Here is a 24285-nt window from a genome sequence, read left to right as displayed (position 1 = left end):
AAGGAGGGAATCCCGATGAGAAGCTATCGGATTCCGAAGGAAATCAGTACAGAGTTACGGATTAATAAAGTGCTTTATTTAATAGATTTCTTTTTATTAATTGGTTTATTAGTTGTAACGATGATTCTTAGGAACTTCGTACATGATTCCTTTCAATTACCATTTGTTATTTTCATGGCAGCTATTGCAATTATCATGATTTGGCGACCAAGTACGAATCCTCAAAAACGAATGTATGAAGTGTTGATTATTACATTGCTAAGAAGAAAAGGCGCATATTGTGCCATTGATAACGATCAATAAGGGAGGGATCACATATGGCGTTATTCAGCGAAAAAGATGTAGAGAAACAAGAGCCAAAACAACTAGAAAGACCGAAGAAAAAAGCATTTCGATTTAACGAAAAAAATGTAAAAGAATCACTTTCTGAACCAAAAGAAATTGTTAAGGTGGTACCCAACAAAAAGAAAGAAGAAGAAAAAACAAAGGTAGAAAGAAACGTAAAAAAACAGAAGAAAGAAAAGCCAAAGAAAGATGTTTCGAAAAAGAAAAATCCAAAACTTTTAGGTTTTTTATCTAGAAAAAAGAAAGAAGCACCACCAAAGGTAAAGAAAAGTATTGCGGAAATTATGCAAATCGTAGATATGACGGAGGATGGCATATTTGAGCTGAAAAATGAGGAGTTTTTAGAAATTCTTCAAGTTGAAGGTGACGATATGTTCTCTAAGAATAGCGATGAACAAGCATTTGTTATTTTCTCACATGCGTATTTTTATCAAGCCTACAAACAGTCCATTAAACTCGTTTTTTTAAACTTCCCATGTCAAACTACTGAACAGCAACGATATATAGAGAAGAAAATTAAAGAGTGTACCAGTCCTTTGTATGAACGAATTTTAAATCAGAAGTTAAAAGAACTTCAGTTTTTAGAATGGGGAAGAACAAATCGGGAAGCCTTCTTATTTATTTATGGAGAAACGGAATTAATCGTAAAAGAACGTGTGGATGCAGCAAGGCGATATATCAAACGCTCTACCGAACTATTAGAGGTGGATGAAGAGAAAAAGCTAGAGCTTATGTTTAAATTGTTTAACCAAAATGCAAAATTGGGAACGAAAAATATATGGTAGTAAGGGGGAAACAATATGTTTGCGTTCAAAAGTAAAAAATCAAAAAAGGAAAAACAAGAAGAACTAAAAAAGAAGAAAGGTTACAACCCTTATTTAGTGGCTAGAGTTCAGCCACAAGGAGGCGTAAGTTTTAAAGAAAGTTATGTTCAAACAGGTGATGGATTTTCTACTTGTATCCATGTTTTTGATTATCCAACAGAAGTAAATGATTTTTGGTTAGAGCAAATTATGAATATGCCAAATGTGATCACAACATTAGATGTAATGAGTGATGATCGAAAAGAAGTTGTTGAATCGATTAATAAATCCATGAGTGAACAAAGTGTTCGGCATGATACAGCGAAAGATAATATAGATCGGATTGATGCAAAAAATGAATTTTTAGAGCTGGAAGCTCTCTATACGGATTTGAAACAAGGTGAGGTCATGAAACGTATTCATATCCGTATCTATGTTTCCGCTAGAACTTTAGATGAGCTAGAAAAACAAGTAAAAGAAATCATGGAAACATTAGAGTCTTATAACTTTCGAGGAGCTGTCTTTTTAAATGAACAAGAGTATGAATGGGATGCACTTGTAACGAGCTTTGATACACAAAAAAATTATGTGAACCGAAGAAAAGGAAAAGAAATTCCGGCAGTCAGTTTGGCTGGTGGATGTCCATTTCACTATTCTTATTTGAACGATCCATACGGTACGTATTATGGGACAACGAAAACAAAAGGAAATGTTATTTTTGATATTTTTCATAAAGACGAACAAAGAAAGAGTTATAACGGTGTAATGGTTGGAAAGCCTGGTGCTGGAAAATCAACCTTACTGAAAAAGAAAGCTGTGGATTATGCAAGTAAAGGACATTTTATCCGTATTTTTGATATTGTAGGTGAATTTGAGGAAACAGTACGTGACTTGAATGGGAAAACAATTGCATTAGATGGATCGCAAGGTCAAATTAACCCACTTCAAGTGTATAAGACAGCAGAAAGTGAGGAAGTTAGTTTCATTCAGCATTTATCTAAAGTGACAACTTTCTATCGCTTTATTGCACCAGAAGCAAAAGATGATGAAATTAAAGAGTATGAAAATTTGCTTCGAAAATTATATATTCGTATGGAATTATGGAATGATAAAAAGGGAGCAACAAATGAAATTACAACAAGAAAACCAAAAGAATATCCTATTTTCTCTGATTTTTTAAATTTTGTTCGTAAAGAGTTATATCAAGATGTAGTAAGTAAAAAGCACCATGAAAATTTAGGAGACAGTAGAATCCATCGTTTAGAATTAATTGAATTAAATCTTATGAATCTAGTAGAAGTGTATGCACAATTATTCGATGGGCATTCTACAATTGAAGATTTCAAGAAAGAACAAGTTGTATCTTTTTCCTTACGGAATATATCCAGTTCTAAAGCAGAAGTGTTTCAAGCGCAAATCTTTAATGTGTTAAATCTCCTATGGGATGAAATGATATCAAATGGTGCGCCTCAATTAAGAGCCTTTAACAAAAAGCAAATTGCTTTTGAAGATGTCATTCGATATTTCATTATTATTGACGAAGCACATCATATAATTAACACAAGAAAAGAAAGTGCTCACGCTTTACAATTTTTAATAAAATTTAGCCGAGAAGACCGAAAATATTTTGCAGGTCTTTTATATGCAAGTCATACGATCCGAGATTTTGTACCGGAAGGATCTTCACAAGAAATGATTGATGAAATCAAAAAGCTCTTTGAACTTACACAGTACAAATTTATCATGCAACAAGATAACAATAGTTTAGATATGTTAAGAAAAGTATTTGCAGGACAGTTAAGTGAAAGTGAGATTGCAGCCATTCCGCATTTGCCAACAGGGGATGTCATTTTAAGTATTGGGGCTGTAAAAAACATTCATTTTCATGTAGAAGTAACAGACGAAGAATTGATGTTATTTGGGGGAGGTGCTTAATACCATGCATCTAGTTTTAAAGATTATACCAAAGAGATGGCTCATCACTTTAGCATTAATTGTGATGGGTCTTTTTTCTTTTCTTTTACTTGGAGTTATGAGTATTTTTATTGCGGCAATGGGTGGAGAGAGTGGAACAGACACGGGTGATATCACGTATACAGGTGAAGGGCAAGTGATGAATGTTTCGCCCGAAGTTTTGAAATGGGAACCTACGATTCGGAAGCATGCGAAAGCCTTTGGCGTGGAACCGTTTGTCGCTTTAATGCTTGCTCAAATGATGCAAGAAAGCGGAGGGCGTGGTAGTGATCCGATGCAGAGTTCTGAAGGGGCGTTTAATACGAAATATTGTAAATCACCAAACTGTATTACTGATCCAGATTATAGTATTTGGGCTGGTGTACAGGAGTTTAAACATGCGATAGAAAGAGCCGGGGTAACGAGTCCAGGAGACATGGATCATATCAAAACAGCCCTCCAAGCTTACAATTTCGGAACAGGATTTTTTGATTTTGTTAATTCAAATGGTGGTAAATATACAAAGGAATTAGCCATAAAATTCTCACAGGAGCAATACAAAAAAGTAGCCCACACGGGTATGTATCATTGCCTTAGACCAGAAGCCGTACCGTATCAAGCGTGTTATGGCGATATATTGTATGTTGATGCGGTTTTAAAATATTATCAGCCGGGTTCTGTTGTTTCTGGTGGAGGAGGAAATCCAGGAAGTGGAGGAAGTAGTGGTTCAAAAGTTGCCGATGTAGGTCGTCAATGGATAGGGCGTTCTACCTATGTATTTGGTGGAGGACGTAACACAAATGACATTGCAAGAGGAATTTTTGATTGTTCAAGTTTTGTACGCTGGGCATTCGAACAAGTAGGGATGTATACCAGTCCGATAGGAGCTGTAAGTACGGAAACATTAAATAAAATCGGTACAAAAGTATCAGCAAATGATATGAAACCAGGTGACGTTATTTTCTTTGATACCTACAAACATGACGGACACGTTGGCATTGTAATTGATAAAAATACTTTCATTGGTTGCCAAACTAATAAAGGTGTTTCTATTGAAGATTTAAATAATCCGTATTGGAAAAAAGTCTTTTCCGGTCATGTAAGAAGGTTCTAAAAACCGAAAGAATAGGAGACTAAAAGAATGAAAGATAAACGAAAATCTTTGTTTATTGTGTTTGTCATTTTAGTTGTAGGTTTGACAGCTTTTAATATCTATTTGAGCAAAAAATCAATGAGTGATGGAAAGGAAAAACAGTTAAAACTTTCAAATGAATTACTAACAAAACAAAATGAAGACTTAAAAAAACGACTTGATAAGGTGCTTCCATCCGCACAAGAACAACAGAGAAGGGCGTACCTATCGACAGCCGAAACGTTTATACAATTATCATTTCACCGAGAAAAAGAAGGGTACAATGAGCGAAAAGAAAAGGCAAAATCTATTATGAGCGAAGAACTTTTACAACAATTCTATCCGACTGACAAATACGAATTAGGAGATACGTATAAAACAAAACCAATAGAAATGAAGTTTTATTTACAAGAAAATGAACCCGATAAAGAGGAGGTAAATGTGTTAGCTGAATTTATAAATGTCACGACAGATTCAACGCAAAATCGAGAAGAAAAAGTAAACAATGTGTTGCGAATCATCATAAAAAAAGAAAAAGAAACATGGCGAGTTACAAGTGTGGAAGAGTTAAATATGAAAGTTTTATAACGAAAAAGGTGGGGTGAGAGTGTGATAGGTGCAATTAGTAAGAAGAGTGAAAGAATCAATCTAAGAAAAAATAAGTCGTGGATCTACTTAATGATTATCAGCTTTCTATTTTGGGGTTTTTTCGCTTTCTTGACATCTAAAATTTACATGCCAAACGATGAAAAACTATTCCATACAGAGACAAATAAAGTAATTAAGTTGTCGGGTATGGGGAAATTGATTGTAGAACAAAGGGAATACAATCCACACAAAAACTTTATACAAATTCGCTTTCGAATAGAAGGGTATGAGGAAACAGGATTTACGTTTAAAGCACAAGAAAAAGCAAAGTCTGGTGTTCAATTACCTGTCAAAGTGTTGTATGAAGAGAACGGAAATTATGTGGTGGAAGTAAAAGAGTTATCTCCGAATTGGGGAGCGTTAGCTTTCGATATTTACAATAAAAACGGTGAAAAAGAACAAATGGATATTCGAAAATTCACGCAAGATGTTAACGAATATGAAGAAGAAAATGCATCAACAAAAAGTCCGAATAAACTCGTTCAAACGATTTTTACCGATCAGAGAAAAACAAAAGCAAATGATGAATTGTTAGCTGAAGATAAAAAAACATATGAGCTAGATTTTATAGAGAGAGACAAAAAAGATATAGAAACAAAGATCAAAAATTATGGGAAAGCAATCAAACTGGAAGAAGAAAATGCGAAGACAGTTTATGAGAAAGTAAAAGAACTAAAAGATGAAATGAAGTACCAAACCGAAGCGGAAAAAACGGAAACGCAATCGAAAATAGCATCTCTAGAATCCAAAATAAAATCATCAGAAAAGAACGTTGAATTGTTTAAAGGAGAACAAAAAATTGCACAAGATAAGATTAAAAAATTAGAGCAAAAAGCACAAGAAATTAATAAAAAGTGAAAAAAGTCATGTCGTCAGTGAGTACTCACCAGTGAAATTTGAGTACTCACCGAGTGCTCATTTGGTGGTTTTTGTATCGTCAGTGAGTACTCATCAGTTTGATTTGTGTCATCAGTGAGTACTCACCTAGAGGATTTTCTTGTTCCCATCGTTTTGCTAGGCTCCGCCTAGCTTCACACCCTAGGTGGGAACAAAAACCCCTTATGCTCTTCTCACTATTTTTTGATCTCTACCCATAATTGCAGAAAGGAGAGGGAAAAGTGGAAATTAGAATTAGAGAAGTAGATCCAATTGCCGTAAAGAAAATAGATGAAATTGCAAAGAGGAAAGGATTATCCAGACAGAAATTTTTGAAAGACCAAATTGAAATGCTGGCATTTTTTCAGCAACAAAATAAAAGAGAAATGGAATTAGAAAATATCATTCAAAAGAACATCCATATGATGAATGATTGTTATAGCGAAATGAAAAAAATGAATGAGTTTATTCAAATGATGATGCAGGATGATGAAAATGAGTAATGGGGTTCCTGTTCAATCTTCCAGTACACCGGGTGTTGTTTTAAAAACAAAATTTGTGTTACCAAGTTCGGATGCCTTTCAGAACTATATTGAGTATGTAGACCGAGAAGAAGCACAAAGTGAAGTGAAACTGAATCCGAAAATGTTTGAAACGTATCAAGAATATATGGGAAATCCAGAAAAGACATCGGCGCTGTTTACGGAACACGCAAATCGTTTATCAGAAAGTGAGAAAAAAGCCTTAAAGGAAATGTTTAAAACCGCTCACGAAAATGGAAGTATCATGTGGCAAGATGTCATTTCTTTTCATAATCCTTGGCTAGAGGAACAAGGCATTTATGATGAGAAAACAAAAACATTAGATGAAAAAAAGTTAATGGATGTGACACGGCTTGCGATGAAAGAAATGCAAAAAAGGGAGGGGTTAGAAAAAAGTTCTACCTGGTCGGCAGCCATTCATTTTAATACGGATAACATTCATATTCATGTGGCAACTGTTGAACCATTCCCAACGAGAGAACGTGGCAAAAGAAAACCAAAAACCTTGGATGCAATGAGGGGAAAAGTCGTAAACAATTTGTTAGATCGTAAGCAGGAACAAAAACAAATTAATGATCTGATTCGAAACAACATGGTGGGAAGTAAAAAAGAAGATTCCGTTTTTGATTGGCGCAATCAACATTTGAAACCATTGTTTTTACAAATCTATAAACAGTTACCAAGTGATAAAAGACAGTGGCAATATAGTTACAATACCATTCAGCCATTGAAGCCGGAAATTGATGAATTAAGCAGGCGATATATTCAACATCATCATAAAAAAGATTACGATCAGTTTCTCCAAAAGTTAGATAAAGAAGTGCAAGTTTTTAAAGAAGCATATGGAGAAGGAAAGTATGATAAGAAGCAATATGAAAACTATAAGTCGAATAAAATCAATGACCTGTATAAAAGAATGGGAAACGCTTTTTTACAAGAAATGAAGGCATATGATAAAGAACAAAAGAGAATCCATCACATGAAGAAATCAAAGCCGTTTCAAAAATTTCAACAGAATGTATCTATTCAGTATTCTATGAGGAAAGTGGAACGTGCTTTTAAAAGTGAATATGAAAGCTGGAAGAACCAAAAGTATTATGAGCGTATGCAAAAAGAAAGTGCATATCAAAATGAAAGGGGTTATTAAATGAGTACAATTAGAAGACAGGTAACGATGGATCAAGCGACAGAGGATTATATAAAGGATTATATGGAGGAACACGGAATTCGATATACAGGGGAAGCAATGGGAAGAATTTGCAAGGAGCATGAAGCCGCAAAAAGTACAGAATGGTCACTAAATTATATAACGGAAGTGGTATCGAATAACTTACACGATGTGTTAAAAAGTGAGCTAACAAAAATTCGTCTTGGTGCAAATAGTGCGGATCGAAATACACAAGTTTTAATTGAATTAATGAATGGATACTTTTTTGCCAATGACTTAGATTTAGAGAGTATTATTACTACGGATAAAATAGAAGTCGGTGGCGTGAAAATGGCAAAGGAAGTCGTAGCGGAACGAATTAGTCATGCGAGACAAAAACGTATAGATCATGAGGCATCAAAGAACAATGTAACGTAAGCTACATTGTTTCTTTTTATAAAAAAATAGGAGGTTAGTAGGATGTTATTATTTCATGAAGATATCGCATTAGGAGTCATTAAAGCAATTGGAGAAGGTGAACTAATTTTACTTGTAAAGGATAAAGAATTAACAATTAAAATTACAAGAGAACAAGAGGAAGAACTTGCAGTTCATGTTATGAATCAAGAGAATATGTTAGTTCCGGTTAACGTAAAAACAAATGCGCTTTTCTTTGATACAACGGAAAGATGGAATGAAGAAGATATGGAGGAATTGCAAAGAGCGAGTGAAAGAGTAGGAGAAGATCATGAGTAAAAGTTATAAGAAAAAGTATCAAACGAAATCACCAGAAGAAAAGAAAGAAGCGGTGCAAGCTTTAACAAAAAAGATGAAAAAAAGCGTAGAAGGTTATTTTCGTACACCGGGAGATTTGAAAGAGTATTTAACGTTTATGGCAAAGTTTTATCACTATTCACCATCTAATATTTCATTAATACAGAATCAATTCGAGGGAGCCAGTGCAGTTGGTTCCTTTTCTTTTTGGAAAGAAAAAGGGTTTGCGGTTAAGAAGGGTGAGAAAGGAATCCAGATCCTTGTTCCAAACCGAACTGTAGCAAAATTTAAAGACAAAGCAGGGACATGGAAATCCGTTACAAAGGCAAATGACGAAGAGAAAAAACAAATTGAATCTAAAAGCGTAGAAGTGAAACCAGGTCGTTTATATTTTGCTGTCGGTCATGTGTTTGATGCGTCTCAAACGAATGTAAAAGCTGAAGATCTACCACGTATTTTTCCGAATCGTTGGCTAGAAGGAAGCGTAAAAGATTACAAGAGTTTGTATAGAGGGATGGAGGCTGTTGCGGAAAAGAACGGTGTGAAAATTATTGAGCCGAAGCAAGAACTTGGGGTCGCAAAGGGGGTTAGTTACACCTTAACAAAAGAGGTTGCCTTGAATCCACGGAACAGTGAATTGCAAAATGTAAAAACGTTACTTCATGAATTGGCACATGCCAAACTTCATACAGCAGAGACACATATGAATTACACAGCGCCAGAAAAAGAGTTTCAAGCAGAAATGACCGCTTATGCAGTTTCTTCTTATTTCGGAATTGATACAAGCGAATATTCGTTAGGATATTTGGCGAGCTGGACACAAGGAAAAGAAATGAAAGATAAAACGAAGTTGTTGAAAGAAGTACATGAAACTTCCGTTGAATTCATCGAAACGATTGAAAGCAGTTTGGAAAAAGAAAAACAACAATTAAATGAAAAAGAGGTGGGAAGTATGGCAAATAGAAATGAAAAACAAGATGAAAAAAATATTTTATTGGTGGAATATATGAGTTTAAGTAAGACGACACAAGAACTCGTTTCCGTTAGCCAGTTAAGGGAGCAAGTAGATAGAAACCGAGCGTTTGAGCCTGTAGAAGGTGGAGAACAATTGAGTGATAAAGAATTTATAGATGCATTTAACGTGGCAAATCAAGAAAAATATGCAGCACTAAATCAGAATGACATTACTCGTTCAACTATGTTAATTCAATGGAGTGAAAATGAAAATTTTACAAGTAATCAATTGATCCCATTTGGAGAAGCCAATGAAAAAATGTCTGAAGTCATTTCAAATATTGAAAAAGCAAAAGAAGAAGCAAAGGAAAGAGATGAATACGTACCATATGATAAAACTCGTTATCATATCGCCATTCCAAAAGAAGTAGATAGGGATTTTGGGAGAATGGAGCTTGTGAGTATGGATCGTTTGGATCTTGGAGATGGAGACTACAAGACGCCGTATGAACAAGTATTAAACGAGAAAAGATATCTATCGGATGAAGTGAAACAAGCGTTACGAGATGAAGTAGTGAATTATAGAAATAACAAAGAAATGCCGATGGAAAAAGTACATGAAAATACATTAGAAAACATAAAAGAGACACCCAATCATTTAGTTACAATTGAAGTGTTAGATAAGGATATGCAGGATGAGGAAGTAGCTAGAATACACATGATGGACGGTGTGACAAAAGAAATCAACCATTTATCAATATGGAATCCTGATAAATCTGATCGAGAAGACTTATATGTTTCTTTAATGGAGAAAAACGGTAATCGAGAAAATGTCTATTTGGACAACATTTTGAAGACAGATTTATATGAAAAAGTTCAAAATTCCATCTTTGACGGAAAAGGCAATCAATCGTTTGTTGTTTATGAAAAGGATGCAAATATGAGTCTAGATGAAATTGTAAAAGATGAACGATATGGAATCTTAGTTGATAAAGCGGAAGAACAAAAAGATCCCTCATTTAATGAAAAAGAAGTGGAATTGTATAAAGAGATGAAGAAGGAAGGATATGCACCTATTGCTTCTTTAGATCAACAAATTCAACCTTCAAAAGAAAAAGAGTCAGCTACTTTAGATAAGGATTTAAGCCGGAAATACGAAGCATACAGACGCTCACAATATGAAGAAACACCAGATAATATTGATAGTATTGTAACTCGTGTAAAAGCTGAAGAGCGGTATTATACAACAAAGTATGTTTCGATTGATAATGAGCTGGTAAGCCAGGAACACGTTGTGAAATTAGAAAGTCAGGTGGATGAGAAGCTTGGGAAAGAAGGAATTACGGTGAATCAGTCTACAACATCAAGTGAATTAGATATGGATAAGAAATTTCAGCCGTTACATCAAAAGCAAAATCAAAATAGTAATAAAGTAAAGGAGCCGGATCCTATCGCACAAGGCAATGTAGAGCAGCCGAAGGCTACAAAAAAATCAAGCAGAAAAAAAGAAACAATGGAAATGGAACGATGAAAAATTATATAACAGGGAAACCAGATTGAATCATTTTTTGTTACTCAATTGAGAAAACGGAAAGTGATTTTTTTATGTCTAGAAATGAAAGAGGGTACATGTAAAGCCCTCTTTCTTGCTTTTAGAACGAAAGGAGTGAAAGAGAATGGGAAACATTGTGGAAATCGTAGACATTGATTACAAGGGCGTTTGGGCAGAAAAAGGAGATCCAAAAGAGCTTATTTTTATTTCTTTGTCTAACGAAGAAATTCAAGCCGTACGTGAAATGCTGTCGGAACAAAAACAATTATATGTGTTCTTACAGAAGGAACTAGAATGGAAGGTTATGTCATGAATGTGTGGCTGTTTGCAGGCTGTATGCTCCTTGTAGCAGTCTTTTTGAACACGCTGTTATTATTCGGTCACAGAATGATGAAAAAGCGCAGAAATAAGAAATGGAAGCGTAAAACTGAAATTGCAGATTAATAGGAGGTATTACGTATGGGAAAAACATTGTTCATTGCAGAAAAGCCGAAGGTAGCTGTTGAATTATTAAAATCACCTAGATTTAGAAACTCACAAAAACATCCAGGAAGCAAACCATATTATGGCTACTATGAAAATGAAAATTACATTATTAGTTGGTGCCGGGGGCACTTATTAGAGTTAAAACATCCGGAAGAAATGGATGAGCGATACAAAGAATTCAAATTTGATCACTTGCCAATTATTTTAGAGCCGGAATATAAAGAGAAATCGGATAGTCTCGAACAAATTCAAATATTGGTTAAGCTGTTAAATCGCCCCGATGTGGATCATGTGGTCAACTCCTGTGATGCAGATAGAGAGGGTGAGCTTATCTATCGTGAATTATATGAATATGCAGGTGTGAACAAGCAAGAATCACGCCTGTTTATCTCTTCTTATGAAGCCGCAGAACTAGAGGGAGCCTTGAACCGATTAGAACCAGGAGCAGATTATGATGGGCTTGCACAATCCGCTAAAGCAAGGCAATACCTGGACTATATTTTAGGGATTAATGTTACAAGGGGTTGTACATCAAAACTAGCAAGAAACCAATTCTTATTGGCTTCTGGTCGTGTTCAAATGTGTATCTTGAATGAAATCCGTCAAAGGGAAATTGCAATTCAAAACTATAAAGAACAAACCTACTACAATTTGAAGCTACTAACCGAAAATGGTTTATCACCGGTGATGAAAACAGAAGAGCAACTGATAGATCCATCGCCACTACAAAAGCTTGGAGATAGCTTGAAAGAAACGAATGTAATCGTAACGGAATTTAAAGAAAGTACGAGAAAAAAGAAACCAAAATTATTATATAACTTAACGGATATCTACAAGGATGCCCACGCTAAGATGAAGATAAATGCAGAAACAGCAAAAAAATATATTCAGAGTTTGTATGAAGAAGGCTTTATTACTTATCCTCGTTCTTCATCCAGGCATTTACCTACAGAGCAAGTGGAACGAGTGAAAGAAGTAATGGCAGCATTAGAAAAAAGCTCCTATGCAAATCTCGTACAACAAGTAATCCCATCTTCTATTATAAAAAAACACACTACATTTAATGATGAATTAGTCAGTAGTCACTTTGCCATCATCCCAACAACAAAATTATATGTCGGGACCAACCGAAATCCATTAGAAAAACAGTTATATGAATTAATTGTAAAACGATTTATCGGGAATTTTATGAAACCAGCAATCTACCTGGTAAGAGAAGTACATTTTATAGATCAAGAGGGCAACACATACAGTACAAAAGAAAAGATCCTACAAGAGAAAGGGTTTCTAAGTGTGTTTCAAGAGGATATAGAAGAGGGATCAGTTGAAGCATTTCAGATACCTATTTTACGAGAAGGAGATTCTTTCAGAATCGTTCAGTATGACTTGATTGAGTCTCGAACAAAGAAACCAGCCTTTCATACGGAAAGCTCCATTTTAACCTTTATGGAGACGGCAGGGCGTAAATTAGATGATGAACATTTGAAAGAACTTATGAAAGGAAAACGGATTGGGACAGTCGCAACGGAAGAAACGTTTATTCCAAAACTGTTAGAGCGAAGCTATATTGATGTTACCAACAGTCAGATTCGAACCACTCATATTGGTCGTGCGTTTATAGATGCTTTTCCGGTAGATGAAATCAAAAATCCAGCTTATACGGCTGAAATGGAAGGGATGATCTACATGATCGAAAAGAACGAAATGAAATATGAGGAATTTGTAGAGAAAACAAATACGTTTGTAAAGGATACGGTGGAACAACTAGGCGCAATGGATGATAAGGTGTCGGATAGCATTATTAATACTTGGAATCAACAAATTGAGGTGTGCAAATGCCCTTGTAAAAAAGGAAAGATCCTTCATAAAGGCAACTTTTACGGGTGCAGTAATTATCCGGAATGTGAAATCTCCTTACCGAAAAAAATTAAAGAAAAAGCGATTCCGGAAGCGCAAGCGAAAAAGCTGTTTGAGGATAAGAAAACGGATCTTTTAAAAGGATTTAAGTCCAATGAGAAGGAGTTTTCCGCTTATCTAGTGTTACATGAAGGGAAAGTGAAATTTCAGTTCCCAACACAAGAGGAGCTGTCATTTGGTAAATGCCCAAAATGTAAAAAAGGTGAGATCCTTCATCGTAAAACGTTTTATGGATGCACGGAGCATAAAAACGGATGTGATTTTATGTTACCAGCAAAGATGAAAGGGAAAGCAATCCCTAGTAATCAAATGAAAAAGCTTATTCAGTATAAAACAACAGATTTTATAAATGGCTTTGAAGGGGAAAAGGGAGAATTTACGGCAGCTATCTATATGGAAGCGGACGGAAGTCTGAAATTCCGTTTTCCAACAACTGAAGATCGTACAATTGGCAAATGCCCACTATGCAAAAATAGAGTTCTTGTAGGAAAAAGTAATTACTTATGTGAGCGATACAAAAAGGGCTGTGACTTCATCATTTTTGGTACATTCTCTGGTAAAAATCTAAGTAGTAACCATGTGAAAAAGCTATTAGAAAAGAATGTGACGGATCAAATCAAAGGGTTTATCTCAAACAAAAACGGGAAGAAATTTGATGCTCGTTTATCATACAGCGTACAGGAGAAGCGATTAAAATTCTTATTCGGCAAATAAAAATGAAATGTATCAACTATAAGTAGCAAAAGAGGACTCGGAAACGGAATAGTCCTCTTTTTTATTTCATTTTATAGAGTAAAGGGGGGATTCCGTAATGGCACATGTCAGTACGGAGGATGCGATGAAAGCAAGAAAAGTTGACTTGATTTCATATCTGGAAGCAAAAGGAGAAACGTTTAAGAAAGAAGGAAACTATTATCGTCATACGGAACATGACAGTCTCATCATTAAAGGGAATCAATACGCCTGGAATAGTCGAGGGGAAAAAGGATATGGAGCGATTAGCTTTGCCATGATGTACTATGACATGACATTCCCTCAAGCCGTGATGGACATTCAGAAGGGGGACTACAAAGAGTTTGATCGTTCAAAAGCTGAAGAGGAACGCAAAAAAGAGCAGCAGCCTTTTAGTTATCCCAAACACTTAGAAGTAAATAAGCAAACAGAGATTAAAGAATATCTAATTGATGAACGGAAAATAGATCCTCGCTTGGTGAACTGGTTGATTAAAAAGGATCTTATCGCCCAGGATAAGAAAAACAATGTCGTGTTTAAATGGAGAGAAGAAGGTGGCAAAGGGCAAGTAATTGGAATGAACCGTCAAGGTACTGTCAAAATGGAAAATAAAAGAGGAAGCTTTAAACAAATTGTCCCGAATTATGAAAAAATCCATGCAGGTTTTACGGTTGATGTAGGTAAGCCGGATAAGATGATTTTTTATGAAGATCCAATCGACATGTTATCTCATTGGAGTATCAAGCAAAATAAAATACAAAACGCTCGCCTGGTTTCTATGCATGGATTGAAGTCGAAAACAGTGATTCAATCTTTAATGGATGCGAAAAAAGAAGGGCACGATATTAAAGAAGTCATTATGGCAGTTGATAACGATAAGGCTGGTAAAGACTTCATTCAGACGATGAAATGCTTTGTAGATCTTAAAGAGGATATTCCAACGAATGAAAAAGATTGGAACGATGTCCGGAAGAAACAAGTGAGTGAACAACAGCCAAAAGAAACACCTCAACCAAAGAAAATAAAACAAATCAAAGAGGTGGAAAGAAGTGTCTAATCTACCATCTATGCCAAACATACTACAGATTTTGATTTATAGTTTTATCCTTTATGTTCTTTTTCATATTTGTAAATTTGTGTACCGGAAGATCCAGGAGCAAAGAGTGCTGAAGCGAATGGCAAGGTCTGGTATTCGCTATATAGACAAAATGGACGGACATCAATTCGAATTGTACCTGAAGGCTCTCTTTCGAGAGCTCGGTTATTCCCCAATGGTCACAAAGCAGTCAAATGATTTCGGTGCAGATCTTGTATTAAAGGGGAAAAATCGTATAGTAATCCAGGCGAAACGATACGGGATGAAAAATAGAGTGGGCATCAGTGCCGTACAAGAGATATATGCAGCGCAAGCTTATTACAAAGCACATGAGGGCTGGGTTGTAACGAACAGTGTGTATACAAGGCAAGCGAAAGAATTAGCGGAAGCATGCCATATAAAACTAATAGATCGTGTAGAACTTCAGAAATTGATTAATAAAATTAATCCCGAATATTCGGCTGAAGATGTGTATCAAGGGGTAAAACCTGTAGAACGGAAATGCCCAACATGTAAACATGATTTAGTGGTTCGTAATTCAAATAAAACAGGAAATAAGTTTTTTGGCTGTTCTCAATATCCTACATGTACACATACAGAACCAATCAGTAAATGAGCTGTGATGAAAATCCAGCTCTATTTCTTATTATTTGGCTCTGTTAAACTAAAATGTTGATATTTGGACATAAAAAAAGACTGTTTAAAATAACAGTCTTTTATATTAAAGAAATACGTTCTAGATCAAATACATTGATTTGTTTCTCTTCGAATAAATCTTCTAAAGCATCTGCTCCATATTTTTCTGCATATTTTTTTTCTCCTTCTGAAATAGGGACGGTCATTAACCAAGAAACTTGTTTTTTCTCGAAACTTACTGTTTCAAATTTATTTTCCCATAAATAAGGATTTGCAAATAAAATATGCTTCATAGAACTATTAGGCAAATACATACTAACTACATTCTTGAATATAGCTCCTGGGAAACATTTATAATTAGAATTAATTATGTAAAATGCACACGTACTCAGTACATTTGGAAAACATTCAAAATCACTTGCTCCTACTAATTCCATCCTTATTGGTAATTCGTTGCTTTCATATCCAATAGAATAATCTGAAAGACCAAGTGTAGAGAACGAAAATACATCATCGTCAAATTGATTATCATTGGATAAAAGAATATCTATTGAACTTTTTTTATTATCATCCCAATATTTAGTAACTTTAGGCTTACCTCCAAATGCTTTTAGTGCTAACTGAGCAATTTGTTTGTTTTCTGTTGATACGCTCATTTTTATTCCCCTTATTCTAAATGCTTTTTCTCATTTTATCACATATTCTTATAGAACTAACGCATGCTTTAGTTCTATAAGAATTCAAAAGGGCTGTCTAAATTTCACAGTCCTTTTTCAATGATTAAATATCAACATTTTACTTTAACAGATCCCATTATTTAAAGAATACATGAAAAAATTGAGGTTTAATTAAAAAACGACCTTTCAAATGACGAACAGTGTATATACAAGGCAGGCGAAAGAATTAGCGGAGGCATGCCATGTAAAACTAATAGATCGTGTAGAACTTCAGAAATTGATTAATAAAATTAATCCCGAATAATCGGCTGAAGATGTGTATCAAGGGGTAAAACCTGCGGAAAGGAAATGCCCAGCATGTAAAAATCATTTAGTCGTTAGAGATTCAAATAAAACGGGAAATAAGTTTTTTGGATGTTCTCAATATCCTACATGTACACATACAGAGCCAATCAATACATGAGCTGTGATAAAAATGTTAAGTAACAATAAAGTTGTTTAATTTACAATAAAGTCGTTTAAAGAATAATAAAGTTGTTTAAAAAACGCCAGTCATACTATTGAACAAAAGGGCCAGATTGTAAAGTAAGATTGTACAACTAACTTGGAGGTTAGAGAAGGATTTCACGAAACTAAAATAGAATTTCACACTAATACTTTTATATGATTTATTGGATAGATTCTCTTTATTTTATGAGTAATAAGATATATTGCATGAGTACTAATGAGATCAACAAACATACGAGGTGTCCAAACATGAGTTTTTATTTTAAAGAATGTAAACAAAGTGATATTGGGGATTTAATCCAAAGATATGTTAGCACATTAAGCTCTCCTATTGATTCCGTTTTAGAGGAGCACATTCTCAATTCCGTATTTTATACAATCCGTTACAACTCCGAAGTTGCAGGTTATTATGCCATACAGAGTAACCAGTCCCTAACTCAATTTTATTTAGATTTATCATACTACAAAAAATCCCAAGAGGTTTTTGAAAATGTTCTTAAGGATCATTCAATTCGGTCAATACTGGTTCCAACATGCGACGAACTTTTTTTAAGTTTGGTATTAGATCATGATTATAAGATCGAAAAACAAGCTTACTTTTTCCAAGATAACAAAGTGGAAGTTCCAAAGGAAAAATTATTTAAAGATGGGGAATTCAGAGCTGCGGTGCCTAGCGATGCTACAAAAATAACTGAGGTTTGCCAGGACTTCCTTGATAAAGTGGAGGAACGTATTGAAAATAGGGAAATATTCACCTACACCAAAGGAAGTATTCTGCTTGGAATAGGGATTATCGAAAAAAGTAAGTTACTTGATAGATATGGAAATATGGGCATGTTTACAAATGAACAATACAGAAAAATAGGAATAGGCAGAACAATAATTCATCATTTAAAGGAATGGTGTTATGACAATAATCTAAATCCGATTTGCGGTTGTTGGTATTATAACACTCCCTCGAAACAAACGTTAGAAAGTGCTGGTATGGTCTCTAAAACAAGATTATTAAATATCAAAGTCCTATAGATTTTTAAATGAATGAATTTATAGCTAATCTTGAGTTAGTCAAGAATCAGGCGCGGTTGTTGAATAAGACTTAGATTTTAAACGACTTTATTGTTATTCAATTTAAGTAATGTAATTCACAATACAGAGATATTAAACAACTATTAAAAACACCGTCTAGGTTAACTGGACGGTGTTTTGTGTGATTATAAGGGCAGAATTAAACATCTTTATTGTAACTGATCAGAAAATCCAGCTCTTTTGTTATTTTTAGGAATTAAATTTAAAAAATCATACTCTCATCAAAAAACGGCTTCTCAGATTTCGATATAACCAATGTTTATTTGAAAGTGAATGACATAAGACCTAAATAACAAAGGATTTGTTGTAAGTGAAAATAAGCGGTTTAAAGTGAGTTAAGGATGTTAATAAGAATTTTTTATAAAATATCTGAAAAACAAACATATAACCTTGTAAGGTTGGGTGTTTTGTTATAAAATAACCTTATAGGGTTATTTTATAAAGGTAAGGAGTGAAAATATTGGAGAATACAGTAAAAGAAATCATTGATGATTTAGAGTATCTGTTCAGGAATGGAGAAATTGGCATGGAAGTAAGTAATCCGGCTTACTATCAGAGGTTTTGTAAAGTACTGGATGCAACAGATATGCGCTATGATTTACACATTCACGAATATGATGAGGATTCCCTAGTTGTTAAATTAGTGTAAAATACAAATGTTTTAAGGGGTTAATTTTCTTGAAGTATAAAAAGGGAATGGGGAGGAAAAGGATATGAAAATAGGTACATCTGAATGGCTTTCTCTTAGTAAGGATATTAAGCTGAAGTTGATCCGTTTGGCTGTCATAGATAGTAAATTTAAGCAAGCAAAATAAAAACCCTTCATTTGCTTAACAGCAAACAAAGGGCTTAGTTAATGAGTGACTGAAGTAGAAGGAAATCTAGTCCATTTCCTTCTTTATTTATTGTAACATAAAAGGAAAAGCACAAACAAAGGAGAATTCCCATGAAAGAAATTGATAAATACATGACACCATCTGAAGCAGCTTTTTATTGGGGGATTCCTCGTGAGACAATTAAGAATAAATATAGCCCCTCTCTAATGAACAAGAAGCAAATAAATGATTTAGAGCGCATGTTACAAGAAGGTTTAGTGAAATATTTTTTGCATCCTGAAGGGAAGCGTAAGGAATGGATTATAAGCCGACAGGCAATGTATGAATGGTTTGGAGAACCAAAAGACAAGTAGGAAAGGGGGATAATAATGCAAGAGGAAACATTTTCTCTCTGGGGAGGATTCAAGAGTGCATTTCGTTTGATTATTTGGTTTTGGATCGTTATGTTTTTGCTATTTGGTGAAAGCTTGCTACAATAGAATCAAGTCGAATGTAAAATACCCTTAGGCAGCTCTCATAGATTTATGTTCTATGGGGGCTTTTAATTAGAACTTATAATAATTTCACGTACCGTATTTATTAATAAAAAATATATAAAACAAAATACTAGTCCACATTCAATTCTTATCTCTATACATGGGGGAGCACCACATTCCCATCAACTTAAGGTTTTAATGTCCCCCCACAACGATAAAAATAAACTTGGTTGCCATAAAAGACATCACGTTTTTATTCTGAAAGCATTATAAAAGTTTAACCTAATGATTATATAGCAGGTACCGATTATTAAAGGGATACCGCCAGGATAGGAATGTATAAAAAAATGCATTGAGTCATAGAAAAAGAAAAAGGCGGATTCCTTGTGAGAGTAGAATTCCGCCTTGTCTTCGCTACAGATAACACTGATTATGTTAATCACAAAAAAATGCCTTTTTAGGCGTTTTTTAGTTTTTAAATAGGGTGTTTTTGCCCATCCCCCCGAAAAGGGGGAATAAGGGCAAAGTACACTCTATTCTTCTTCAAATGAATCTTCTCGTGCTAACCTGGTTAGAATATCAGCTTTCTTGATGTTCTTAATGATTGCATCCAAATTTACTACAGTTGGGGATTTACTAAATTCATACCGACCATAAAAATTGATATGTTGCCATGCAACCGGTGAAATATACTTTAGTATGTTCATCTCGATACCTTTATCCTGGGATTTCGTTAATAAATTCGATAATATACTCGCATTGTAATAAATAATACAATTGGTGAGTAGCCTACTACATTCATTCCAGATATGCTGATCTTGTTCAGTCTTGAAACGAAGTTTCCCAAAGTTTGCATAAGATACAGACCGACGTAATTTATGATAACTTTCCCCACGGTTTAGCGCCTTTTGAACATTTTGACGTAATGATAGTGAATCAATATATTCTAAAAAATATAGGCTTTTGATGATATTATCATACTCCCATAATGCACATTTGGTTTGATTTTTTCGTGCATAGGAACTTAACTTTCGAACAATAATATTTTGAGTAGTCGTTTTTAAAGCAAGAGATAACATAATCCGTTTAATATTGTCCCCTTCCTTAATAATCAGCTCTTTATTGATTTTCCGTAAAGGTTTGATAAGTAATTCTTCATATTGGTTTGGATGCTGAAAACCGTATAAGTTTCGGGATATTGTTGCATGGATATCCTTATATCTTGGTGCAAACTGATAACCAAATAAATCTAAAATAGCAAAATTCACCTCATTTGTTCCGTGTGTATCTGTAGAATGAATATTAGGTTTAATATCAGTTGTATTATTATATAAAATATCGAATACATAGTGGCTTTCATGCTCATTAGCACCAATAATTCTTGCTTGAATCGGAATATGGTTGGCCACCATTGTATAAGAGGTAATTCCCTTATTCATTCCAAAATATTTAGAGGAATGACGGGACTGTAGCGTATGAATCTGTGTTTCGAATCTTTGACCGTCGCTACTCGAATGGATGAAATCATCAATATTATAATATTGAACAATAGGAAGTTGACTTGTTGCATTACTAATGCAGTCATTTGCATCTTTTAACGTTTCTAATCGAATAAAATTAGCTGATGTAGTTGCTAATTTTGAAAAATCTATATCAGAAACTTCTCCCATTCTATATAATCCCATATTTGTTCCCCAGGCTATTAAACATGGAATGAGAATATTATAATTTGTATTTTGTTTTGCATACCGTCCCAGGATATGTTCAAAGTTATCAAGGAAATTGCATTGCTGATTTACAAAATACAGAATACTTCTTATATCAATTTGTGGTAATACATCGAAAAACGAATGATTAACAGGATCTGAAACTCGAGTATATGGAAGTGTCCAAGAGTTATGATTTTCATGCTTTTTCACTTGAATATATTTGTTTTTTCCTGAAATAATCTTTTTATTGATTTCGGTAATACGAGTTTCCAATCTGTTTTCAAGTTCTTTTAAATGTTGTTCTATAGGTTGCTGTAGCGTAGTTAAATGTAAATCTTTAATGAGAGTCTCTTTTTGTTCCCACTTATCTTCATCGATTAAATCATCTTCGAAGCTTCTATACTGTATACTATCTCTACAAAAAATATCTCCTGATTGCAAATGATGCCATAAGGAATAATAAATTAAAAATTCATATCGATCTATTAGTAAACGTTTTGAATGAGACTCATCTTTAGTGTAAAGATAACGTTTATTGCTATTTGTTATAAAGACTTGAGGAATATCTTCGATATCATATTTGGTTAAGGTTTTTCCTTTCGTAAAAACCTCTTTTAGGAAAGTTATTGCATCCATAAGAGAGTCATCCGTACCAGTTGTAACAAAATCAACCATCATAAAAATAGGACGGATTTGTCGTTTAAACTGTAAAGCTAATGTATCAATACGTTCCCAACGGAACGCTTTTTCATCTATTTTCGTATTATCCAGGATTTGATTTGCTAGTTCAGTTAATTTTGGACGGTCTAGGATAGAAAATACACGTTCTTGAATGTCTTTAAATGCGGTATTATCAGAAATGTTTTCATCTACTATAACTTGTAAAACTTCGCCTACTTTCTTGAAATTCCCCTGATTTTCTGTGTAGTAGGTATATACCTCATCTTTAGCAAAGGATAGTATATCATCGTTGTATTTTCTCATTTTATAAATAAAACTATTAATCAAATTATCATTCATTCTTTGATAGCGATGACAAATAAAGCAAAGTAAATAAATATAAATAAGGGATTCATCAAACCGTTTTAATTTATATACGGAATAATATTCTACTAAAGAAGCGTAGTATTTAATACTTTCATTAGAGATTTTTAGTTTAGGCAAAATTGTATTGGCCAGTTGAAAGAGAGAATGAATGTCTTTCCCACATTCAATTTCACGTTTAATTTCATTCATACTAAAATCTTTAGGTTCATGTTTTATCCGAGTAATCTCATATAATCCAGAAGAATTATATAATAATTCTTTTAAATGCTGTTTATCGGTTTCAGATAGTTGATTTTGTATAATCATTATGAGGCGTTCTTGTTCATATGTAATAGCATTGCCTACAACCTCTTGCATAAAGCTATAACCAGGAATAATAATACGTTTGTTAGTTAAGTAGTTTATTAGCTCACGAAAAATAAAAATAGGTTTACCACTTACAGTCGCAGCCCTACGGGCTTGTTCCTTTAAATCTAGTCGAGACTGTGAGTCACAAAGACGATAATTAAATCGCTTAAGAATAAGTTGTTGTTGATTAAGTCTAGTTTTTTTATCAATGGATCCAAAATCCGAGAATTCAGCACCATTAAAATGGACTTTGAGAATATATTGAATATCTTCTTCCACTTCGCATAAGTTAAATCGAAAAAATAAGTGTTTTGATTTAAAGTATCCAAGTTGAAGAATAAAATAAATCTTAGATTTTATTGAGCGTAATGTATATAATAATTCATTTTCCATTTGAGAAAGGGAAAAATATTGCACACGCTCTTTAGTTGTAAAAAGGGGCCTACTATAAAGTTGATTTATTTCATCTGTTGTTAAAATAGTTAATCGTTTTTGAATATTCATATTTATTTGTTTTTACATCTCCTTATAGATTATATTTATAATAGGCGTCTTGCCGACAAAACGCGGATATTATACGGTAAGACATTTTTTAGAAGGTAAAACCCTAGCTTTTCTACGCTAAGCGTAAAGTTAGTTAAATAAGTTACCTATACTTAATAATTTAAACCTATGCTAAGCGTTGCAAAAATCAACATATATGCAACACTTCCCTTGGGCTTGATTTTTATAGCGTCACGACGTTGCATATATTATGTTGCAAATTAATCCCCCGAAATGATACGATATTTGTAGCAAAATAGAAAAACAGACTTATGCAACGTTAGGAGAGCAAAAAATGAACTACGCATATATTCGAGTATCTACTCCACAACAAGATTATACATTTCAGAAAAAAGAAATTCTTACATATTGTGAAACTAACAAAATTGAGTTGTTAGAAGAATGTATTTTTGAAGAAAAGCAAAGTGGAAAAAATATGGAGAGAGAACAATTCCAAGTTCTTATGCAGCGACTAAATCCAGGGGCCACACTTATTGTCTATAAATTAGATCGTTTAGGAAGAAATCTTTCTGATATGATCCGTACTCATGAAAAACTTATCAAAAACGATGTTGGGGTCATTGCTATTAATGATAACATTGATACTCGGAAAAAAGATGACATGACTACTAAAGTAATGGTTACAATCTTATCTTTATTTGCTGATATTGAACGAAGCTATATACTGGAGCGAACACAGGCTGGACGTATCAAGTATGTAGAAAATGGCGGGAAACTGGGGAGAACTCCTAAAATCAATAAGTCTAAAACTGATTTGATACTTGAGTTACTTAATCAAGGGAAAACGAAACAGGAAATTGCTGATTTTTTAAACGTTGACAGAACCACTATCTATCGCACATTGAAACGAAATGGTTATTAAGAAAATTATTCATAACGAGTGCCATCTATACTTCTATAGACTATGTACATTTTTAGAAAAAATCTTTGTTTTTGCCTAAAGACTTTATCATAATAAAAGGAGCTAGATTCTATATCTTAGCTCCCTTATTTGCAAATTATTTAATTATAAAGGCTACGATTGCTAAAACGATACACACAATCCCACTTAATAATTGTCCTATTCCAGAACTCTGTCCATTAATTAGCAAGTTGAAAAGATTTTTTCTGGTTTGAGTTTTTCCTACGAATGCATCATACTTCTTCATTTTATATACACCCGATAAAATTAATGTTACACCAATAACGATAAGTAATACTTTTAAAGCCACTATATTTACCTCCACTTATTATGTATATGTTGAATTTTTCTCAATCATTTTTTAGTTGTTATTATAATCGTGAACAACACTCGTCTATAATTTCTAAAAAATCATTATCAATTTTTATAAGTTAATTATTACGTTTTAACATTAAACAAACTATCTAATAACCTTACACAAAGATGACAGTTCTGTAAGGATAGAAGAAAACAAACAAGCTATCTACAAAAGTCTTTTTTC

Annotated in this window: 23 protein-coding genes and 1 pseudogene; 21 read left to right on the top strand and 3 right to left on the bottom strand. The window is 33.9% G+C overall.

Annotated features, from left to right (window positions below; genetic code table 11):
• Window positions 1-15: 15 nt before the first annotated feature.
• From MHI07_RS28440 to MHI07_RS28365, 16 genes are all read left to right on the top strand, one after another.
• Window positions 16-303 carry a DUF5592 family protein gene (locus MHI07_RS28440; RefSeq protein WP_002130425.1) on the top strand — a complete coding sequence of 96 codons (288 nt, stop codon included), beginning with the start codon at window positions 16-18 and terminating at the stop codon, window positions 301-303.
• 14 nt (window positions 304-317) lie between these two features.
• On the top strand, window positions 318-1130 hold the full coding sequence (locus MHI07_RS28435; protein ID WP_340827223.1) for a hypothetical protein: 813 nt from the start codon (window positions 318-320) through the stop codon (window positions 1128-1130).
• 15 nt (window positions 1131-1145) lie between these two features.
• Entirely contained in the window at window positions 1146-3083 is a 1938-nt protein-coding gene (locus tag MHI07_RS28430; RefSeq protein WP_340827221.1) for a VirB4 family type IV secretion system protein, read from the top strand.
• 4 nt (window positions 3084-3087) lie between these two features.
• Entirely contained in the window at window positions 3088-4215 is a 1128-nt protein-coding gene (locus tag MHI07_RS28425; protein WP_340827220.1) for a bifunctional lytic transglycosylase/C40 family peptidase, read from the top strand.
• A gap of 27 nt (window positions 4216-4242) precedes the next feature.
• The gene (locus tag MHI07_RS28420) at window positions 4243-4821 is read left to right on the top strand and encodes a MerR family transcriptional regulator (RefSeq protein ID WP_340827219.1); all 579 of its coding nucleotides are present in this window, start codon (window positions 4243-4245) and stop codon (window positions 4819-4821) included.
• A 21-nt stretch (window positions 4822-4842) separates the two neighbouring features.
• On the top strand, window positions 4843-5739 hold the full coding sequence (locus MHI07_RS28415; protein WP_340827218.1) for a hypothetical protein: 897 nt from the start codon (window positions 4843-4845) through the stop codon (window positions 5737-5739).
• Between the two features lie 260 nt (window positions 5740-5999).
• A complete protein-coding gene (locus MHI07_RS28410) occupies window positions 6000-6260 on the top strand; it encodes a hypothetical protein (protein ID WP_002191650.1) in 261 nt (86 codons plus the stop codon).
• Window positions 6253-7446, top strand: coding sequence for a MobP2 family relaxase (gene mobP2, locus MHI07_RS28405; RefSeq protein ID WP_269482207.1), 1194 nt, complete (start codon window positions 6253-6255; stop codon window positions 7444-7446). The genes MHI07_RS28410 and mobP2 overlap by 8 nt, the downstream gene beginning before the upstream one ends.
• On the top strand, window positions 7447-7884 hold the full coding sequence (locus MHI07_RS28400) for a hypothetical protein (protein WP_269482208.1): 438 nt from the start codon (window positions 7447-7449) through the stop codon (window positions 7882-7884).
• Between the two features lie 42 nt (window positions 7885-7926).
• The gene (locus MHI07_RS28395) at window positions 7927-8202 is read left to right on the top strand and encodes a hypothetical protein (RefSeq protein ID WP_340827217.1); all 276 of its coding nucleotides are present in this window, start codon (window positions 7927-7929) and stop codon (window positions 8200-8202) included.
• Window positions 8195-10705 carry an LPD25 domain-containing protein gene (locus tag MHI07_RS28390; RefSeq protein ID WP_340827216.1) on the top strand — a complete coding sequence of 837 codons (2511 nt, stop codon included), beginning with the start codon at window positions 8195-8197 and terminating at the stop codon, window positions 10703-10705. The genes MHI07_RS28395 and MHI07_RS28390 overlap by 8 nt, the downstream gene beginning before the upstream one ends.
• Window positions 10706-10850: 145 nt before the next feature.
• Window positions 10851-11039 carry a hypothetical protein gene (locus MHI07_RS28385; RefSeq protein WP_071770378.1) on the top strand — a complete coding sequence of 63 codons (189 nt, stop codon included), beginning with the start codon at window positions 10851-10853 and terminating at the stop codon, window positions 11037-11039.
• Complete coding sequence (locus MHI07_RS28380; RefSeq protein ID WP_255289205.1) at window positions 11036-11170, top strand: hypothetical protein; 135 nt, start codon at window positions 11036-11038, stop codon at window positions 11168-11170. Before MHI07_RS28385 ends, MHI07_RS28380 begins: the two co-directional genes overlap by 4 nt.
• A gap of 15 nt (window positions 11171-11185) precedes the next feature.
• Window positions 11186-13843, top strand: coding sequence for a type IA DNA topoisomerase (locus MHI07_RS28375; RefSeq protein WP_340827215.1), 2658 nt, complete (start codon window positions 11186-11188; stop codon window positions 13841-13843).
• A 97-nt stretch (window positions 13844-13940) separates the two neighbouring features.
• Window positions 13941-14918: a DUF3991 and TOPRIM domain-containing protein gene (locus MHI07_RS28370; RefSeq protein WP_340827214.1), complete on the top strand. Its 978-nt coding sequence runs from the start codon at window positions 13941-13943 to the stop codon at window positions 14916-14918.
• On the top strand, window positions 14911-15573 hold the full coding sequence (locus MHI07_RS28365; RefSeq protein WP_340827213.1) for a restriction endonuclease: 663 nt from the start codon (window positions 14911-14913) through the stop codon (window positions 15571-15573). The genes MHI07_RS28370 and MHI07_RS28365 overlap by 8 nt, the downstream gene beginning before the upstream one ends.
• Before the next feature lie 100 nt (window positions 15574-15673).
• Here the strand turns inward: MHI07_RS28365 and MHI07_RS28360 are convergent, their stop codons facing one another.
• Window positions 15674-16249, bottom strand: coding sequence for a suppressor of fused domain protein (locus MHI07_RS28360; protein ID WP_340827212.1), 576 nt, complete (start codon window positions 16247-16249; stop codon window positions 15674-15676).
• A 211-nt stretch (window positions 16250-16460) separates the two neighbouring features.
• Between MHI07_RS28360 and MHI07_RS28355 the strand changes: the two are divergent.
• The 4 genes and pseudogenes from MHI07_RS28355 to MHI07_RS28340 form a co-directional block, all read left to right on the top strand.
• A pseudogene (locus tag MHI07_RS28355) lies at window positions 16461-16733 on the top strand (topoisomerase DNA-binding C4 zinc finger domain-containing protein); the annotation flags it as partial.
• Window positions 16734-17026: 293 nt separating this feature from the next.
• A complete protein-coding gene (locus tag MHI07_RS28350) occupies window positions 17027-17803 on the top strand; it encodes a GNAT family N-acetyltransferase (protein WP_340827211.1) in 777 nt (258 codons plus the stop codon).
• Window positions 17804-18323: 520 nt separating this feature from the next.
• Window positions 18324-18512, top strand: a complete 189-nt coding sequence (locus tag MHI07_RS28345) for a hypothetical protein (protein ID WP_088010307.1) — start codon at window positions 18324-18326, stop codon at window positions 18510-18512.
• A 297-nt stretch (window positions 18513-18809) separates the two neighbouring features.
• Window positions 18810-19052, top strand: a complete 243-nt coding sequence (locus MHI07_RS28340; protein ID WP_107888063.1) for a hypothetical protein — start codon at window positions 18810-18812, stop codon at window positions 19050-19052.
• A 656-nt stretch (window positions 19053-19708) separates the two neighbouring features.
• On the opposite strand, the gene MHI07_RS28335 is transcribed toward MHI07_RS28340, so the two are convergent.
• Complete coding sequence (locus MHI07_RS28335; RefSeq protein WP_340827210.1) at window positions 19709-22783, bottom strand: Tn3 family transposase; 3075 nt, start codon at window positions 22781-22783, stop codon at window positions 19709-19711.
• 334 nt (window positions 22784-23117) lie between these two features.
• Between MHI07_RS28335 and MHI07_RS28330 the strand changes: the two genes are divergently transcribed.
• Complete coding sequence (locus MHI07_RS28330; protein ID WP_340827209.1) at window positions 23118-23705, top strand: recombinase family protein; 588 nt, start codon at window positions 23118-23120, stop codon at window positions 23703-23705.
• 136 nt (window positions 23706-23841) lie between these two features.
• Here MHI07_RS28330 and MHI07_RS28325 read toward each other — a convergent pair whose 3' ends face one another.
• Window positions 23842-24054: a hypothetical protein gene (locus MHI07_RS28325; RefSeq protein WP_098157076.1), complete on the bottom strand. Its 213-nt coding sequence runs from the start codon at window positions 24052-24054 to the stop codon at window positions 23842-23844.
• Between the last annotated feature and the right edge of the window lie 231 nt (window positions 24055-24285).

The sequence above is a fragment of the Bacillus sp. FSL H8-0545 genome (genome assembly GCF_038006105.1).
Lineage (GTDB): Bacteria > Bacillota > Bacilli > Bacillales > Bacillaceae_G > Bacillus_A > Bacillus_A cereus_U.
This window is presented reverse-complemented; position numbering and strand designations above follow the sequence as displayed.